At 62.0% G+C, this 17,868-nt stretch carries 15 protein-coding genes; 14 read left to right on the top strand and 1 reads right to left on the bottom strand.

Annotated features, from left to right (window positions below; genetic code table 11):
• The first annotated feature begins 185 nt into the window (after window positions 1-185).
• From EXY20_RS04580 to EXY20_RS04535, 10 genes are all read left to right on the top strand, one after another.
• A complete protein-coding gene (locus EXY20_RS04580; protein ID WP_135548137.1) occupies window positions 186-1,187 on the top strand; it encodes a Gfo/Idh/MocA family protein in 1,002 nt (333 codons plus the stop codon).
• Window positions 1,184-2,365, top strand: coding sequence for an aminotransferase class V-fold PLP-dependent enzyme (locus EXY20_RS04575; protein WP_135548135.1), 1,182 nt, complete (start codon window positions 1,184-1,186; stop codon window positions 2,363-2,365). The genes EXY20_RS04580 and EXY20_RS04575 overlap by 4 nt, the downstream gene beginning before the upstream one ends.
• An 18-nt stretch (window positions 2,366-2,383) precedes the next feature.
• Window positions 2,384-3,499 (top strand): hypothetical protein, encoded by a 1,116-nt coding sequence (locus EXY20_RS04570; protein ID WP_135548133.1) that lies wholly within the window; start codon window positions 2,384-2,386, stop codon window positions 3,497-3,499.
• Between the two features lie 23 nt (window positions 3,500-3,522).
• On the top strand, window positions 3,523-4,290 hold the full coding sequence (locus EXY20_RS04565; RefSeq protein WP_135548131.1) for a creatininase family protein: 768 nt from the start codon (window positions 3,523-3,525) through the stop codon (window positions 4,288-4,290).
• A gap of 519 nt (window positions 4,291-4,809) precedes the next feature.
• Window positions 4,810-5,385 carry a sulfurtransferase TusA family protein gene (locus tag EXY20_RS04560; protein ID WP_135548129.1) on the top strand — a complete coding sequence of 192 codons (576 nt, stop codon included), beginning with the start codon at window positions 4,810-4,812 and terminating at the stop codon, window positions 5,383-5,385.
• Window positions 5,386-5,414: 29 nt separating this feature from the next.
• Complete coding sequence (locus EXY20_RS04555; RefSeq protein ID WP_135548127.1) at window positions 5,415-5,810, top strand: DsrE/DsrF/DrsH-like family protein; 396 nt, start codon at window positions 5,415-5,417, stop codon at window positions 5,808-5,810.
• Window positions 5,811-5,836: 26 nt separating this feature from the next.
• The gene (locus tag EXY20_RS04550; protein ID WP_135548125.1) at window positions 5,837-6,988 is read left to right on the top strand and encodes an MBL fold metallo-hydrolase; all 1,152 of its coding nucleotides are present in this window, start codon (window positions 5,837-5,839) and stop codon (window positions 6,986-6,988) included.
• A 43-nt stretch (window positions 6,989-7,031) separates the two neighbouring features.
• Window positions 7,032-7,823, top strand: coding sequence for a sulfite exporter TauE/SafE family protein (locus EXY20_RS04545; protein WP_135548123.1), 792 nt, complete (start codon window positions 7,032-7,034; stop codon window positions 7,821-7,823).
• Between the two features lie 103 nt (window positions 7,824-7,926).
• The gene (locus tag EXY20_RS04540; protein ID WP_135548121.1) at window positions 7,927-8,196 is read left to right on the top strand and encodes a metal-sensitive transcriptional regulator; all 270 of its coding nucleotides are present in this window, start codon (window positions 7,927-7,929) and stop codon (window positions 8,194-8,196) included.
• Window positions 8,197-8,290: 94 nt separating this feature from the next.
• Window positions 8,291-11,377, top strand: a complete 3,087-nt coding sequence (locus EXY20_RS04535) for an ATP-binding protein (RefSeq protein ID WP_135548119.1) — start codon at window positions 8,291-8,293, stop codon at window positions 11,375-11,377.
• A 16-nt stretch (window positions 11,378-11,393) separates the two neighbouring features.
• Here the strand turns inward: EXY20_RS04535 and EXY20_RS04530 are convergent, their stop codons facing one another.
• The gene (locus tag EXY20_RS04530) at window positions 11,394-12,512 is read right to left on the bottom strand and encodes a response regulator (RefSeq protein ID WP_135548117.1); all 1,119 of its coding nucleotides are present in this window, start codon (window positions 12,510-12,512) and stop codon (window positions 11,394-11,396) included.
• 161 nt (window positions 12,513-12,673) lie between these two features.
• On the opposite strand from EXY20_RS04530, the gene EXY20_RS04525 reads away from it, so the two are divergent.
• The 4 genes from EXY20_RS04525 to EXY20_RS04510 all read left to right on the top strand — a co-directional run bounded on the left by EXY20_RS04525 (window position 12,674) and on the right by EXY20_RS04510 (window position 17,868).
• A complete protein-coding gene (locus EXY20_RS04525; RefSeq protein WP_135548115.1) occupies window positions 12,674-13,840 on the top strand; it encodes an SDR family oxidoreductase in 1,167 nt (388 codons plus the stop codon).
• A complete protein-coding gene (locus tag EXY20_RS04520) occupies window positions 13,837-14,919 on the top strand; it encodes a ketoacyl-ACP synthase III (protein WP_135548113.1) in 1,083 nt (360 codons plus the stop codon). The genes EXY20_RS04525 and EXY20_RS04520 overlap by 4 nt, the downstream gene beginning before the upstream one ends.
• A gap of 27 nt (window positions 14,920-14,946) precedes the next feature.
• The gene (locus EXY20_RS04515) at window positions 14,947-17,028 is read left to right on the top strand and encodes a right-handed parallel beta-helix repeat-containing protein (protein WP_167858987.1); all 2,082 of its coding nucleotides are present in this window, start codon (window positions 14,947-14,949) and stop codon (window positions 17,026-17,028) included.
• 321 nt (window positions 17,029-17,349) lie between these two features.
• A complete protein-coding gene (locus EXY20_RS04510; protein ID WP_135548109.1) occupies window positions 17,350-17,868 on the top strand; it encodes a hypothetical protein in 519 nt (172 codons plus the stop codon).

Raw genomic sequence — 17,868 nt, 5'->3', positions numbered from 1 at the left:
TTGGAGCTGTTTGCTGCCAATAGCCAGCGAAAACACTGGCTATTTTCGACGAAGCGGCAAAATGAAAGCCAATAAGCCATTTTTTATGGGCTATTTTTGCACGACAACGTGTGTTTCGGGGCTGGCGGTTGGCTAGACGGGGAAAACGAGCAGCGAAGCAGGGGATTACGGGGAGGAAACGGAGCATGGAGAAGCTGAAGGTAGGCATTATCGGGTTGGGGGACTGGGGACGCTGCCATCTGGAGGCGTATCGTTCGCTGCCGCAGGTCGAAGTTGTCGCGGTGTGCGACAGGAATGAAGCGCGACTGGCGGAGTTGGCCGAGCTTCACGGCGTGGAAGGGCGCTATACGGACGGCGACGAGCTGCTGGCGCGGGACGACATCGCGCTGGTCAGCGTCGTGACGTTCGAGAAGGACCATCTGCAGCCGGTTCTGGCCGCACTGCGCGCCGGCAAAAACGTGCTGGTCGAGAAGCCGGTATCGACGCGGCTCGAGGAGGCGCGGGAGATGCAGGCGGCGGCCGAAACGAACGGCCGGCAGCTGTTTCCCGGCCATCTGCTGCGCTTCGATCCGCGTTACGCCGCCGTGAAGCGGCAGCTTGCGGATGACGGCGGCGGGATCGGCCGGCCGGTCAGCATGTATTTGAAGCGCTCGCGCACGAAGACGCTGTTCGAGACGTACCGGCGCACGCATACGGTGTTCGAGCTAAGCGTGCACGATCTCGATCTGGCGATCTGGTACGCCGGCGCGCGCGTCAAGGCGGTGAAAGCGTACGACAGCTACGTAACGAACGACCAGTCGCCGGACGTGCTGCTGTCGTGCCTGGAGTTCGACAACGGCGTCAAGGCGGTGTTGAACAGCAACTGGATGGTGCCCCAGGAGGCGGGACTGCCGATCGCCGATTCGCTGGAAGTGATCGGCGAGGCGGGGATCGCCTCGTTCGACAATGCGCATGGCGGCTTGCAGCTCGCCGTCGGCGGCGGACGCCTCAATCCCGACTTCACGATTCACGCCGTGGTCGACGGGCGCGTCTCCGGCATGCTGCGCGAGCAGCTCGACTACTTGACCGGCTGTCTGCTCTCCGGCCGCCCGGCCGATCGCGTTTCGTTCGCCGACGCCGTGCACGGCATTGAGGTGGCGCAGGCAATCGTCGAGTCGTGCCGCACCGGCGCGGAGATTCGGCTGTGAGCGGCGGGCTGTACGAGCGGCTCGGCGTCAAGACGTACATCAACGCCGCCGATTCGTACACGATGATCGGCGGATCGCGGATGCCGCCGGAGGTCGTGGCGGCGATGGCGGAAGCAAGCCGCCACTTCGTGCCGCTGGAGGAGCTGCACCTGCGCGTCGGAGCGCGCATTGCCGAGCTGACGCGCAATGAAGCGGCCGTCGTGACGAGCGGCGCCGCCGCCGGGCTGACCGTGGCGACCGCGGCGTGTATGACCGGCACCGACGAGAAGCTGGTTCGCAAGCTGCCGACGCTTGAAGGCATCGAGAAGTGCGAGGTTGTGATTCATCGTTGCCAGCGCAACGGCTTCGACATGGCGATCGCGCAGACGGGGGCGCGCCTCGTCGAAATCGGCGACGTCGAATCGACGTTCGCCTGGCAGCTCGAAGACGCGATCGGCCCGCGAACCGCGTGCGTCGTTTATTTTACGTCTTCGCAGTACGACCGGGGCGCGCTGCCACTGGCCGATGTGATCCGCATCGCCGACGCGCGCGGCGTACCGGTTGTCGTCGATGCCGCCGCGCAGCTGCCGCCTGTCGACAATCTGTGGCGCTATACGCGGATGGGCGCGAGCCTGGTGATTTTTTCCGGCGGCAAAACGCTATTCGGTCCACAAAGCTCCGGCTTCGTCGCCGGCCGGGAGGCGCTTGTTGCGGCGTGCCGGCTGCATGTCGGCGCCCGCATCTCGATCGGCCGGCCGATGAAGGTCGGCAAGGAGGAGCTGGCCGGGCTGCTTGCCGCAGTCGAGCGGTACGTCGCGCTCGATCACGAGGCGGTGCGGGCCGGGCACGAAGCGCTCGTGGGCCGGCTGTGCGCCGGGCTGCGCGAAGCCGGGTACGCCGCGTCGCGGCAATATCCCGGGCCGACCGGCCAGGACTACCCGCTCGTCCGCGTCGACCTGGGCGAGGCGCCGTTCAGCGCCGAACGGCTGGCTGCCGCGCTGCGGGAAGGCGAGCCCGGCGTGCTTGTTGCGCTGACGTGGGATCGGCGGGACGTGCTGCTGAACCCGCTGCATTTGCGCGAGGACGAGGCGGAGGTTGTCATAACGCGGATGCGGGCCGTTATGGCGGATGCGTTGGCCGAGGCGGCGGAATTGCCGGGTACAACGGGAGCGGCTCGTTCCCCCGATTCGAACTCATAAGAAGGACGGTGCAGGACGTTGAACAAAAGAGTAGCCGCCATCATCACGGAATATTGGGACATCTCGCATGCCGACGTCATAGTGAGCAAAATGCTCGAAGGCTTTTCCCTTAACGGGCGCCGTTACAAGTCGACGCTCGACATCGTGTCGATGTATGTCGACCGGTTCCCGGACAACGATATGAGTCGCGGCATGGCGGCCAAACACGGCGTGCCGATGTACGGCACGATCCGCGAAGCGCTGCTTGCCGGCGGCGACGCGTTTGAGCTGGACGGCATCATCCTGATCGGCGAGCACGGCGTATACCCGTTCAACGAAATCGGACAGGAGCTGTATCCGCGCCGGCTGTTTTTCGAAAAATGCCTGGACGTCATGCTTGAGTTCGACCGCATGGTGCCGGTGTATACCGATAAAGGGTTTGCCGTTGTGCAGGAAGATATCGAATGGATGTACGGGCAGATCAAAACGCACGCCATCCCGTTCATGTCCAGCTCGGTCGTGCCGTTTGCGCGGCGTCAGCCGATCGAACGGCCGTTTCCGCACGGAGCGCCGCTGCATCGCATGTTCGGCTTCACCTACGGCTCCCTGGAGCGCTATGTGTACCACGGGCTGGAGATGCTGCAATCGGTGGCCGAGCAGCGTTCTTGCGGCGAAAGCGGCATCGCGGCGGTGCAGGCGTTCAAGGGCGGCGACGCGTTAGAGCGTCTGCTGTCGGCGGAGTGGAACGGCATGTACCGCGCGCTCGGCGGCTTCATCAACCTGCGCGACGTCGACGCTTATCCGCACGAGCTGCAGGAGCCGGTCTTTTTTGAGCTCGATTACGTCGACGGCTTGCGCGGCGGTCTCTTGTACTGCGATCCGCTTGCGGCCAATCCGGAGGTAACGACTTTCGCTTCGGCTTTCCAGGTGCTGCCGCACGAGGAGCCGGTTTGCGTCGAGTTCTGGATCCAGAACCAGAAGCCTTACAGCCATTTCGGCACATTAACGCTGGAAATCGAGAAGTTCATCCATACGGGCCGGCCGCCGTTTCCCGTCGAACGATCGCTGCTGACGACGGGCGGGCTGGACGCCTGCATGAGGTCGCACCACGCGGGCGGCAAAATCGAAACGCCGCACCTGCGGGTGCGGTACTGAACCGAAAGAGAGGAGCGGCGGCAATGAACGAATGGCTGCATTATCATACGCGCGAGGAAATTTCGGCAATGGCCGCGGCCGGCGCCTCGGTCGTTGTGCCGCTTGCGGCGACGGAGCAGCACGGCGACCATTTGCCGGTGTACACCGACACGCTCGCCTGCGAGCATATTGCGCGCGAGGCGGTGCGCCGGGCGGCGGCTTCGGTGCCGATGCTGCTTGCGCCGACGCTTGCGATCGGCTGCTCGCAGCACCATTTGCGGTTCGGCGGCACGATTTCGTTCTCGTCGTCCACTTATCTGGCGATGCTGGGAGACATTGCAGACAGCCTGGCGACGAGCGGATTTCGCCGCATTATTTTTCTCAACGGGCATGGAGGCAATGAAAACCTGATGCGGCAAGCGGCAGCGGACGCGGCGGTGCGCCATCCCGTGTGGACGGCGGCGGCCTCGTACTGGAGCGTATCGCGGGAGGCGCTGGAGGCGGCGCAGGCGAGCGAGTCGGGCATGGTGCCCGGCCACGCCGGCGGCTTCGAGACGTCGCTCGTGCTGGCGCTGCTGCCGGAGCGGGTGCGCGCGGACAAGTTTGTGGACACGCATCCGGAGCACGCGTGGATCCAGGGCGGCTTGCCCGGCGTGTTCGTCGCCAAGCACGGCGAGCTGACCGGCGCGAACGGATTCACCGACGCGCCGACAGCGGCTACGGCCGAGCGCGGCCGCCGCTACCTGGAGGCGATCGTGGGCGCGGTCGCGGACTGGCTCGTGCAGACGCACCACACGATGAGCGAAAATTGAACGAAGCCGGCGGCTTCCTTGGCGCGAACACCCGCGTCCGAGGCAATCGCCGGTTTTTTTGCTCCCCTTGTTGAGGGGAGTGGCGAAATAGGCCATTTTTTCTGGCCTATTTCGTTAAAAATAGGCTGCCGCCACAATTTAGCCAGTGATTTCACTGGCTATTTGCATTAATCTACCCGGATCGGGGCGGTTTGCGTCCAAATTACCAGTGATTTCACTGGCTATTTTTGAGGAGACGGCCGAAATCGGGGCAATAAGCCACTTTTTATGGTCTATTTTCCCTCACCCTACGAATCGGAACGATGCATTTTTCAGGGATGATGCCACCACACCCATTCTTCCGCCTCACCGATCTGCGTCTTTCCCCCAACTCTCCGTTTTGCCGCGACTGCCCCGCCAATCAGCAAGCTTTTTTCCAAGTTGACAAAAAGATTTTGCACTCGTAATATACCTATAGGGGTATACGTAATAATAATGACGTAATCCCGACACGATCGCTCCAAAGGAGGGACTGGTTCGATGCCGGATATTAAGGCGAATGAAACGCTGGATTGCAAGGGGCTTGCCTGTCCGATGCCGATTGTCAAAACCAAAAAGGCGATGGACCGGCTCGAACCCGGCCAGGTCATGGAAGTGCTGGCGACGGATAAAGGCTCGCTGGCGGATATTCGGGGATGGGCCAAAAACACGGGGCACCAGTACCTGGGCACGGCAGCCGACGGGGATGTGCTCCGGCATTTCATCCGCAAATCGCGCGGAAGCGAAGCCAGCCGGGAGACGAAGCACCCGCACGCAATCACCAACGAGGAACTGCTTGGCAAGCTGGCCGGCCGCGAGCCGCTGACGCTTCTCGATGTTCGCGAGCCCGCCGAATACGCGTTCGGCCGCATTCCCGGCGCGCTGCCGATACCGCTCGGCGAGCTGGAGAGCCGGCTGCGAGAGCTGAACCGGAACGATGCCGTGTATGTGATTTGCCGCAGCGGCGTCCGCAGCGATCTCGCTTGCCAACTGCTTGCCGAACATCAATTCAAGCGCGTGTACAACGTAGTGCCGGGAATGTCCGAATGGACGGGATCGACGGAATCGATCGACTGATCAACCATTTTTCAAGGAGGTTTTCTGTCATGGGAACAAAAGTGGCGATTATTGCGAGCAACGGCAGCATGTTCGATGCCTACAAGGTGTTCAATATCGCAACCGCGTCCGCGGCGACGAATGCCGAGGTTGCCGTCTTCTTCACATTTGAGGGATTGAACCTGATTCACAAGCAGGCTCATCGCCAGTTGCCGCTGCCGGCCGGCGCGGAACCGGTTGCCGCAGGCTTCAAACGGACGAACGTTCCGTCGATCCCCGAACTGGTGGAAATGGCGCAGGAGCTGGGAGTCGTGTTCATTGCCTGTCAAATGACGATGGACGTGATGAACCTGACGAAGGAAAGCTTCGTCGACGGCATCGAGGTTGGCGGAGCGGTTACTTTTCTCGATTTTGCCATGGATGCCGATATCACTTTATCTTTCTAACCGAATCGCCAAGGAGGGACGGTCGGATGACGGCAACAACAACAGAACGGCAAGCGATGACGGCCCGGGAATTGGCCCGGATCGTGTTGGCCGGGGAACAACTGTTCATTCTCGACGTGCGCAACGAAAGCGACTATCGCGAGTGGCGTATCGAAGGCAAAAGCATCGACACGGTCAACATTCCTTATTTTGACTTGCTGGACGGTGTTGACGAAGCGTTGGTTCACATTCCGGCCGGCCGCAGGGTGCTCGTTGTCTGTGCCAAGGAAGGTGCCTCGATGTTCGTGGCGGAGCAACTCGTTGCTGCGGGCTTAAAGAGCGTTTTTTACCTGGAAGGCGGCATGAAGGCGTGGAGCGAACATCTGGAGCCGGTCAGGATCGGCGATCTTGCGGGCGGAGGCTCGTTGTACCAATTCGTGCGTCTCGGCAAAGGCTGCCTGTCCTATATGGCGATTTCGCGCGGCGAAGCAGCCGTAATCGATGCGACAAGGATGACGCAGGTATTCGAGCAGTTCGCCGCGGAACAAGGCGTTCGAATCAAGCATGCGCTCGATACGCACCTGCATGCCGACCATATTTCCGGCGGACGCAAGCTGGCGGAGCGCACGGGGGCAACGTATTGGCTGCCGCCCAAGGACGCGGACGAGGTAACGTTCGCTTATGAGAAGCTGGAGGAAGGGCGCGACATTGCGGTCGGCGAAACGACGATTCGCATCCAGCCGGTTTATTCGCCCGGCCATACGATCGGCAGCACGTCGTTTATCGTCGACGACCGGTATCTCCTGACCGGGGACATCCTGTTTATCGAGTCGATCGGTCGACCCGATCTTGCCGGCAAGGCGGAGGATTGGGTGGGCGACCTGCGCGAAACGCTTTACCATCGCTACAAGGCGCTGGCGCAGGAGTTGAACGTGCTGCCGGCGCACTTCGGCAAAACGAGCGAGCTGGGCGAAGAAGGCCGCGTGATGGCAACGCTGGGAGAACTGTATCGCAGCAATCCGGGCCTGAACATTCGCGAAGAAGCGGCGTTCCGGCGCGAGGTGACGGGGCATCTGCCTCCGCAGCCGCATGCGTACCGTGAAATTCGCCAGACGAACATGGGCCTTCTCGCACCGGGCGATGAGGAGCAGCGCGAGATGGAGATCGGTCCGAACCGCTGCGCCGTGCACGATCGATAGTCGAGCGTTCTCGGGAGCAGGGAGTAAGGGGAGGAGGAAGCCGATGGACGGTATCGCCATGATCGTCATGACGGCGCTCGGGATGCTGGGCTCTTTCCTGTCCGGTTTGCTCGGCATCGGCGGGGCGATTATCAACTACCCGCTGTTGCTGTACGTGCCTGCCTGGACCGGGGTCGCTCACTACACGGCGCATGAAGTTTCCTCCATCAGCATGTTTCAGGTTTTTTTCTCCTCGTTGGCCGGCGTATGGGCCTATCGGAAAAAGAACAAGAACGGACCTTCGCCGGTCAACAGGGAGCTTGTGCTGTATATGGGAAGCGGCATTCTGGCAGGCAGCCTGATCGGCGGTTTCGTTTCCGGCTTGCTGCGAGGCGACGCGATCAACCTGACATACGGCATATTGGCCGTCATCGCCGTCATGCTCATGCTGGTGCCGCGGGGAGGAGGGGCGGATGCGGAGCCTGCGGCCGAGCTTCGTTTTCCCAAGGCGGTTGCGGCGGGAGCCGCTTTTGCCGTTGGGGTCGTGTCCGGCATCGTCGGCGCCGGCGGGGCGTTTATTCTCATTCCGATTATGCTGACCGTGCTGAGAATCCCGCTGCGCACCACGATCGCTTCTTCGCTGGCCATCGTCATGATATCGGCGATTGGCGGAGTTGTCGGCAAAATGGCCGGCGATATTCCGCTCTGGCCGACCGTATTTACCGTGATCGGCAGCTTGATCGGCGCATCGCTCGGTTCCCGGGCAAGCGCGCTGGTCAATGTGAAGGTGCTGCGGCGCGGGCTGGTGCTGCTGATTGCCGCAACCGCGGTGAAAATTTGGGCTTCCATTCTTTGATGATGAAATCCGTGGTCGGAGGGGGTTGGATATCCGCGTGCCCGGTTTTATTTTTTGCTCTATACTATACCTATACTGGTATATCGAGAGGAGCAAACAACGAATGGAATACACGTACAATGATGCGATGAAAACACGCCTGCGCCGGATCGAAGGGCAGATCCGCGGCGTGCTCCGGTTGATGGAGGAAGGGAAGCCGTGCAAGGAGGTTGTGGCGCAGCTGTCCGCGGTCCGCAACGCATCCGATAAAGCGCTCGCCCAGATCGTGGCGGAAAATTTGCAGCAATGCATCATGGAGGAACAAGCGGCAGGCAACAAGGACACCGGCAAGCTGGTTCGGGAAGCGATCGAACTGCTGGTGAAGAGCCATTAACGGGCAGATGCCTGGAACGGCGCTTTGATTCGCAAGATGTGGTCCCGGCAAAATTTGCTCTTCCCGCGTTCCCCTCGCAGCGGGTAAGATAAGCATGAGAAGAAATGAAGCGCGGCAACGGGCGGGGGAGAGGGCAATCGCACACAATCGAATCGCCATTGCGGTTACGCTGGCGCTGTTTGCGGCGGTAGGCGCCTTGGTATTGTTCTGGAACGCGAGCATGGAGCCGCAGCCTGTCGTGCGTGAGGGCAAGCTCGAGCTGACGCGCGAGACGCTGGCGCAAGGCGTCGTGCTGCTGGACGGCGAATGGGAGTTTTATCCGGGCGTGCTGCTCGGGCCGGACGATTTTGCAGCCGGCGCTTCGCCGGCCGGTAAGAAGCGGATCGCCGTTCCCAACCGGTGGTCGGCGCAGATCGTGAACGGCAAGCGGGAGGAGCCGGCGCGATTCGGCACTTACCGGCTGCGGCTGCAGTTCGACGACGCCGGCCCGGTGGCGCTGAAGACGGGAGAGATCCGGTCGTCGCAGCGGATTTACCTGGATGGCCGGCTCGTGGCGCAGGCCGGGGAGCCCAAAGCGGACGATACGTATACGCCCGGCATCAAACCCGGCATTGCCGTTGTCGACGTGCGGCACCGCGAGGCCGATCTGATCGTGCAAACGGCCAATTTCGATCTTGATCGCGGCAGCGGCATTCAGCAGTCGATTGCGCTGGGCGCACCCGGGCCGGTCATCCGGCTTCAGGAGAGGAAGCTGCAGTACGACTGGATTCTGACCGCGTCGCTGTTCATGATGGGGCTTTATTTGTTCGGCTTGTACTTCAAGCGTCGCGAGGACGTTTATGTGATTCAATTGGCCGGCTTCTGTTTCGGCGGCGCTTTATTCGTTATGACACACGGTGAAATGACGCTGCTGCGGCTGCTGCCCGGCCTGCCGTTCGAGGTGCTGATCCGGCTACAATACGGGAGCGGGTTGGTCGGCATTTATTGCCTGCTGCTTCATGTCGGCTTTTCGTTTCGCGAGCTTGCGCAGGCAACGATGATGCGCGCCTGCGGCGCCGTTTTCCTGTGCCTGCTGGCCATGGCGCTCTTGTTGCCTCTGAAGGTGTTGACGCTGCTGGATCCGGCCTTTTCGTTGTTCGTGCTGCTCTGTCTCGGCTATATCCTGTTCATGCTTGCGACGGGCGTTATGCGGCGATACGAAGGTTCCGTCTATATGGGCATCGTTGCGCTCGTTATTTTGTGCGGGCTGGATGCCAGCCTGTACGCCGTCGAAAATGCGGGCCGCAACTCCCCCGTGTTCCAGGCGCTTCCTTTCGTCGGATCGCTGGGCCTTGCGCTTCTGATGTCCGGTCGTTATACGAACGCCTTCCACACGAACAGGAAGCTGTCGGAACGGCTGCTTGCGGCCGACCGCATGAAGGACGAGTTCCTCGTCCGCACGTCGCACGAGTTCCGCACGCCGCTGCACGGCATTATGAATATCGCCGATTCGCTAAGCGAGCGGCTCGACTTGCTGACGCACGCGCAGCAGCGGGAAAGGCTCGCGCTCATCGTGTCGACGGCCAAACGGCTGTCGACGCTCGTCCACGATATTATCGACCGCTCCCGCCTGAAGGAAGGCGCCCTGCGGCTCGAGCGCACGCATGCCGATGTTCGCGCTTCCGTAACGGTCGTGCTCGACGTGTTTCGCTTCATTGCCAGCGAACGCGCCGTTGCGTTCGTCAATGCCGTCGGCGCGGAGCTGCCGCCCGTATGGGCCGACGAAAACCGCCTCCGGCAGGTGCTTTCCAACCTCGTCGACAACGCCCTCCAACATTCCGGAGGAGAAACGATAACGGTGGCCGCCGAACGGCGAGAAGACTTCCTCGCGATAACGGTGTCGGACAACGGCGCGGGCATCCCGGCGGACAAGCAACGGGAGCTGGAGACGCCGCAGGATACGCCGGGCGGCGGCATCGGACTCGGCATTTGCCGGCAGCTCGTCGCGCTGCACGGAGGCGAGCTGCGCATCGCGTCCGCTCCCGGTGCGGGAACGGAGGTGACGTTCCTGCTCCCCGTCTCGCCTTATGCCGACGGCACTCCTTCGGCGCCGCGTCCCGCGTCGACCGGAGACGAGGCGGCTCGCGCAACGCCCTATCGGATCAATGGCGCCAATCCGGTGACCATGCTGATCGTCGATGACGATCGGACCAACCTCGACATGCTGGCGGATTTGCTCGCCGCGGAAGGATACGCCGTCATCGCGGCCGGCAACGGCAACGAAGCGCTGGAGCAGCTGCGGTCCGGCCGTTCCGTCGATCTCGCCATTCTGGACGTGATGATGCCGGGCATGCCGGGCTACGAGCTGTGCGCGGCCATCCGCGAGAGCTACAGCATGACGGAGCTGCCGGTGCTGATGCTGACGGCGGCCGTTCAGCCGGAGGACAGCCTGCTGGCGTTCCAGGCGGGGGCGAACGATTTTCTGAACAAGCCGTTCGATTACAAACAGTTTCTGATGCGCATTCAGAGCCTGCTGTCGACCCGCAAGTCCGCCGAGCTGGCGAAACGGATGGAGCTCGCGTTTTTGCAGGCGCAGATCCGCCCGCATTTTATCGACAACGTGCTCAATACGATTACGGCGCTCAGCTACGAGGATGTTGGCGAAGCGCGGGCACTTATCCAGCATTTTTCGCAGTTTCTGCGCGGCAGCCTGTCGTTCGGCAACTCGGAAACGCTGGTTACGCTGGACAAGGAAATCGAACTGGTGCGGGCGTACTGCATCATCGAGCAGTACCGCTTTGAGGAGCGGGTGCGCGTCGAATTTGCGCTTCCCGAGCGGCGCGACGCGCACATGCCGCCCTTGCTGCTGCAGCCGCTGGTGGAGAATGCGATCCGGCACGGCATCACGCCGCGGCTGGAAGGAGGCACGGTCGTTGTGGCGGCAGCGTGGACGGCGGACGGATTGGTCATCGAGGTCAAGGACGACGGCGTCGGCATGGACGCCGCCGCGCTGGCGAGATGGAAGCAAGACGAGGCCGATGCGGCCGGCATCGGGCTGCGCAACGTCCGGCGCCGGTTGAAGCACGCCTTCGGCACGGATTTGCAGGTGGAAAGCGCCCCGGGCAAAGGAACGGTCGTCCGGCTGTTCATTCCAATTTCGGCGTCCGAAGCGGCGGCCGGGGAAGCGGAGCGCGCGACATGACGGCGGGGACGGCAAATCAAGGCGCGGCGGCGCCGGATATAGCGCGGCTCAGCTGCAGCGTCGCATCTTCGGGCTCCACGCGCAGCTCGCCGCGCAGGGCCGCTTCGAAGCGGCGGAAGACGATCAGCGCATCGGAGCGCCTGCCGGCTTCGGCATACAGCTCCATCAGCCGTCTGCACGCCTCATCGGAGTAAGGGGCCAACTGGAGCATCCGCTCCGCATGGACGGCAGCCTCCTTCCGTTCGCCGCGAGCCCGGCAGCCGGCAGACAATCGGCCGAAAACGGCCATCGCCTCGCGCTTCAGCTGCTCCTGCCGTCCGACCGCCCACGGATACTGCTCCTCCTGCATGTAGTGGTCCTCGTACAATGCGGCAGCCTTTCGTTGGTTTTCCTCGCCGCCTGCGGAAATGAGCGCTTCAAACTCCCGCACGTCGCTGCCGAGGCCGGACAAATCCATTTTGTACCCCGAATCGCCCTTCGTAATGACTTGCCTTGCCCCTTCGTCGGCGAACATTTTGCGCAGATAGGAAACGATCGTGTAGAGCTGCGCCAGCGCCTTCTCAAGCGGTGTGTCTGGCCATATCGTCTCCAGAATGACGTCCCGCTCGACGGCCTGGCCGGCGTAATGCGCCAGAAAGGCGCACAATTCCTTCGTTCGTGCGGTTCGCCATTTGAGCGGTTCGCCATCCGGGCCGATCAGTTGGAATTTGCCGAAGCAGCGGACCGCAAGCGGAGCCGGAACGGCGCGAGGACGCGTCGCTCTCCGCCGCAAATTCGCGTCGATGCGCGCCACCGATTTCTCCAGCCGTTCCTTGCTGACCGGCTTCAGCACATAATCCAGGGAGTGAAGATCGAATGCCTCGATCGCATAGTCGCGATAGGCGGTAACGAACAGAATATGGATCGTTTCGTCGACATTCTGGATGCGCTGCGCCGCTTCCGTGCCGCGCATACCCGGCATGTCGATGTCGAGAAACACCGCGTCCGGCCGGAACTGTCCGCTCTCCAGCCGCTCCAGCGCCTCGAGCGGATTGGTGAATACGCCGTCCACGCGCACGCCGCCGATCTCCTCCAGAAGCCGATGCAGCATGTTCGCGGCGCGCCGCTCATCGTCTATGACCACGACAGATATCATCGGATGCTTGCCGTCCTTCCGTTTTCTTTCATTATAGCAGACGGGGGGAAGGGTGGCTGCACGTTCCCCGCGCGTTCATTGTTTGGATTTTGTTTGGGTGACCTTTCTATACTGTCGCTATGGTTCGACAAATGCCGTAGCGGTTCGAGAGGGGATTGCCAATGGAACAGAACATTCTGATTACCGGCGCGACCGGGTTGATCGGACAGCATCTGCTGTTCGAGCTTCTGCCGGATTATATGAGCGGCAAGCTCCGGGGCGCCATCTATTTGCTGATTCGGAGCAAACCGGGCCGCAGCGCGGACGAGCTGCTGACCGCCATGCTGGGCGGCCGCTGGTCGCCCGATTATTTGCGCGCGTATTCTCTGGAGGAGCTGCTTGCGCCGATCGTGACGATCGAAGGCGATCTGACCGACCCCGATCTGCGCGAAACGCTGCTGCGGCATATCCCGGTTCAGCCGCCGCTGCAGGTGTATCACAGCGGAGGCAGCGTCAATTTGTACAATCACGAATCGGCGCGGTCGGAGATTGAGACGCACAATTTGCGCGGCACCCAGAATATGGTCAAGTCGCTGCAAGGCTTCAACAGCCGGCTGCTGTTCGTCAGCACGGCGTTCTCCTGCGGCATTCGCGAAGGTACGCTTACCGATCGCTACGCCGACTTGCCGGAAGCGACGGCTTATCGCAACCCGTACGAAGCGGCCAAACACCGGATTGAAAAGTGGCTGCTCGCTTACGCGGAAGAAACCGGGCTGCCGATGCAGATCGCCCGGCCCAGCGTCGTCGTCGGCCGTCTGCTCGATGCGCCGCTCTACTATACATCGAAATTCGACGTCATCTACGGCTGGGGCAAATTCATCTGGGCGCTCGTGCGGCGCCGGGCGGAGGCGCCGATCCGCATCGCCGTCCGGCAGGACGGCGCGCTGAACATCGTGCCTGTCGATTATGTGGCCAAAGCGTGCATTCGCATGAGCCGCACGGACATGCGCGAGCTGAATATCGTGCATTCCCGCTCGGTGCCCCATCTTGAATATTTGAACGAAATCGTCGGCCAACTCGGGTTTGCCGGCTGCCGCTGGGTCGGCGAACAACCGGACAATCCGCAGCCGCTGGAAAAAATGTATTACCGTTCCGCCGGCAACGCCTTCACGCCGTATGTCATCCATCCCGACAACCGCTTCGATCCGGCGAGCCTGCGGGGTTTGCTGCCGGATATTCCCGAGCCCGATATGTCGGCCGCGCTGCCGTCGTTGCTCGCTTTCGCCATTGGCCACGGCTTTGACGAAACGCGGCTGGCGCCGGCAGGCGGGGAGCGGGTGGGCTCATGACGACGGGCGTTCGCATTGTCGCGGTCGGCAGCCATGTGCCGTCGGCCGTGCTCAGCAATGCCGATCTGGAGCGGCGGCTCGACACCAGCGATGCCTGGATCGTGCAACGCACCGGCATCCGCGAGCGAAGAATCGCCGGGGAGCGCGAGTTTACCAGCGACCTCTGTTACGCGGCAATCGAAAATATGATGAGCCGTTATGCCGTGTCCGTAAGCGACACGGACCTGATTCTCGTGGCTACGTATACGCCCGATTACCAGACTCCTTCCGTAGCGTGCCTGATTCAAAGGCGATTTGCGATCGCGGCCGCGGGGGCGATGGACATCAACGCAGCCTGCACCGGCTTCGTTTATGCGCTTCATGTGGCGCACGGGCTGATCGCGGCCGGCATGCACCGCAAAATACTCGTGCTCGGCGCGGATACCGCATCGAAAATCGTCGATTACGACGACCGCGGCTCGTGCATCCTGTTCGGCGACGGCGCAGGCGCGGTACTGCTGGAAGCGGCGGCGGGAGAAAACGCGCTGCTGGCCCATCGTTTCGGCACCGACGGACGCGGCGCTCCCCATCTGTACCGCTCCGGACTCAGCAGTACCATGGAAGGCCAGCCGCTGACGGGCGAAGGCCTGTTCCGGCAGAACGGCCGGGAGGTGTACCGCTTCGTCGTGAACCAGGTGCCGTCGGTCGTGCAGGCGCTGCTTCAGCAGCTCGGCTGGACACAGGACCGCATCGACTGGTTCGTCCCCCACAGCTCCAATCTGCGCATGATCGAGTCGCTGTGCGACAAAACCGGCATCGGCATGGACAGGACGATTCACAGCCTGGAATACTACGGGAATACTTCGGCGGCGACAATTCCGCTCTCTCTCGATATGGGAGTCAGGGACGGCCGGATCCGGCCGGGCGACCGCGTGCTGCTGTGCGGCTTCGGGGGCGGGTTCACCTGCGGCGCGATGCTGCTGAACTGGAATTTGGCGCCGCCGGAAGCGCGAAACGTGCAACATTGTTCCGGTTTTCTCCAACATTCCCGCGGCGATTTTCGCTATAATCAGGGGGAAGTCGATACTTGGCGAGCCTGACCGGCTGCTGCCATGAGGAGAGAGAACATGGAAGAAACCGTATACTACGTGTCTCCAAGCGGGAACGATTCCTGGACGGGCCTATTGCCTGATCGCAGCGGGGAAGGAACGGACGGGCCGTTCGCCACACTGAAGCGGGCGCGCGACGCCGTTCGCCAGCTGAAACGCCGGGGGCTCGTGCGCGGCTTGATTCGCGTGCAGCTTCGCGGCGGCGTGTACGCGATGAAGGAACCGCTCGATTTTGAAGCGGAGGACAGCGCAACCGTCGTTTACGAGGCATATCCCGGGGAAGAGCCGATTCTCGACGGCGGCCAGGCGATCGCGGGCTGGACGGAAGAGCAGCTGCACGGCCGCACGGTTTGGGTGGCCGAGCTGCCGGAGGTTGCGGCGGGCCGCTGGTATTTCCGCTCCTTGTTCGTCAACGGCGAACGGCGCATGCGGCCGCGTTATCCGAAACAGGGGCTGCTGCGGATCGAAAGCGTGCCGGGGTTCGAGCTGGTGCCGGGCCTGCTGAACGGTTTTTTCGACGGTTCGGACACGTTTCATTACGCGGCGGGCGATTTGGGGCGCTGGTCCAATCTGGACGACGTCGATATCGTCGTGCTGCATTATTGGGTCGAGGAGCGGATGCCGATCGTTTCGCTCGACGAGGAGCGTCGCCTCGTGAAGTCGAGCCGGCGTTCGACGTTTGGCCTGAAGGACGACGTGGCGCTGAATTACGCGCAATATTACGTCGACAATGTTTTTGAGCATTTGACCGAGCCGGGCGAATGGTATTTGGACCGCCTCAGCGGCAAGCTTTACTATATGCCGATGGACGGCGAAACGATCGACGGAACGCAAATCAGCGCTCCGCGGACGGAGCAGTTGCTGCGCTTGTTCGGCGATCCCGAGCGCGGCGTTTATATCGATCACCTCCACTTTCGCGGGCTGTCGTTCCGCCACACCGACTGGAGTCTTCCTCGCGGCGGCGATCCGGAGCGGGCCAGCGGCCACCCGGGCATGGAGCAGCGCGACCTGGCTTGCGCGCCGCAAGCCGCTTATCATCTCCCCGGGGTCATCGACTGGACGGGGGCCCGGCATTGCGTGCTGGAGGATTGCGATATTCGCCATGTCGGCTTTTACGCGGTCAATCTTGGACCCGGCTGCACGGGCAATCATGTGGTCGGCAACACGATGTACGACATGGGCGCGGGCGGCGTGAAGCTGAGCGGCTCCGATGCGGCAAAGTCATTGGCCGGCAGAACCGGACTCAACCATATTACGGACAACCATATCCACCGGGGCGGGCTTGTATTCCATAGCGGGATCGGCGTCGTGTCGCGGCATGCGTACGGCAATGTGATCGCGCACAACCATATTCACGATTTGTATTACACCGGCATTTCCTGCGGGTGGGTGTGGGGCTACGCGGACAACGTATCGCGCGACAACCGGATCGAATACAACCACATTCACGATCTCGGCCACGGGATGTTGAACGACATGGGCGGCATTTATATGCTGGGCGTCCAACCGGGCACGGTCATTCGGGGCAACGTCATTCACGACATCGTCAAAAAAAACTACGGCGGCTGGGGCATCTATCTCGACGAAGGCAGCTCTCACATCACGGTGGAGGACAACCTCGTCTACCGGCTGAGCAGCCAGTGCTTCCACCAGCATTACGGCCGCGAGAACCGGATCAGCAACAACATTTTCGCTTTCGGCAAGGAAGGCGTAATCAGCTTCACCCGTCAGGAGGAGCACATCTCGATTGTGTTCGAGCGGAATATCGTGCTCGCGGACAACACGCCGGCCTTTGTCTGCAAGTCCGATTTTGCCGGCATCCATTTGATCAGCGACTTGAATCTGATCTGGGACACGGCGCGTGGCGAGCCGGTTTACGCGGCCAACGCCCGCTACGACGACACGGCGACGTGGCGTTATCTTCGCGAGATCGGGCCGGATGAATGGCGCGGACGCGGATTCGATCTGCATTCGCTTGCGGCAGATCCGCAGTTTGCCGACAGCGCCGGCGGCAATTTCGCCATGCCGGGCGATTCTCCGGCCGCCGGACTCGGGTTCGTGCCGTTCGACCCGTCGCGGGCGGGCGTTCGCCGGAAGTAAGTTGCCAAATAGCCCATGAAAAATGGCTTATTTGCCTCATTTCGCGCGCTTCGCCGAAAATAGCCAGCGAAAACACTGGCTATTCTGGCCAAACTACCTCAAAATGGGACGTTTCTCCGCAATAGCCAGCGATTTCGCTGGCTATTTTTTTGTTGTCCTCGATTTTTGAGGCAATAGCCAGTAAAACATGGCCTATTTGCCAAACGCCGCTTTTCCAAGGCGGCTATCCCTGCCCTGTCTGGTCTCGCAGTGAAATGGTTTGACTTCGATGTATACAAACGTATACAATTGTATCATCGACAACGCATGGGAGTGACACCAATGATGGCGGAAAATGAGTTTCGCCCCGACGGCCGGCACGGACGCCGCGGGGGACCGGGCCGAGAAGGGCGCGGCGGGCCCGAGCATGATGGGCCTAGCGGGCCCGAACATGACGGGCACGGCGGGCCCGGCCGGGAAGGGCGCGGCGAACGCGGCGGCCACGGCGGGCATGGCGGCGGCCGGCACGGAAGGCACGGCGAGCGGGAGGATGGCCGCAACGCGCAGACGTTTCGTCGGGGGAGGGCGCTGGCGTTTCTGGATCGGCTGCAGCTGCGGCGCAGCACGCTGGAGCGCCAGCTCGCCCGGCCGGAGCTAAGCGGCATTCGCGACGTGATCGGCGGGGAACTGAAAGCGACGGACCAAATCATCGAAGAGTTCATTCACGCATTCGAGCTGTACGAGGCCAATCGGCCGCCGGAATCCGGCGAACAACAAGAGAAGCTCCCTGGAGCAGCAGCGGATGGTGTGCCTGACGACGATGCAGCGGCTAACGGAGAATCGCCCGATGACGAAGCGTAA

Origin of the sequence: Paenibacillus cymbidii, assembly GCF_004764705.1 — a bacterium.
In the GTDB taxonomy this organism is placed as follows: domain Bacteria; phylum Bacillota; class Bacilli; order Paenibacillales; family NBRC-103111; genus Paenibacillus_AN; species Paenibacillus_AN cymbidii.
This window is presented reverse-complemented; position numbering and strand designations above follow the sequence as displayed.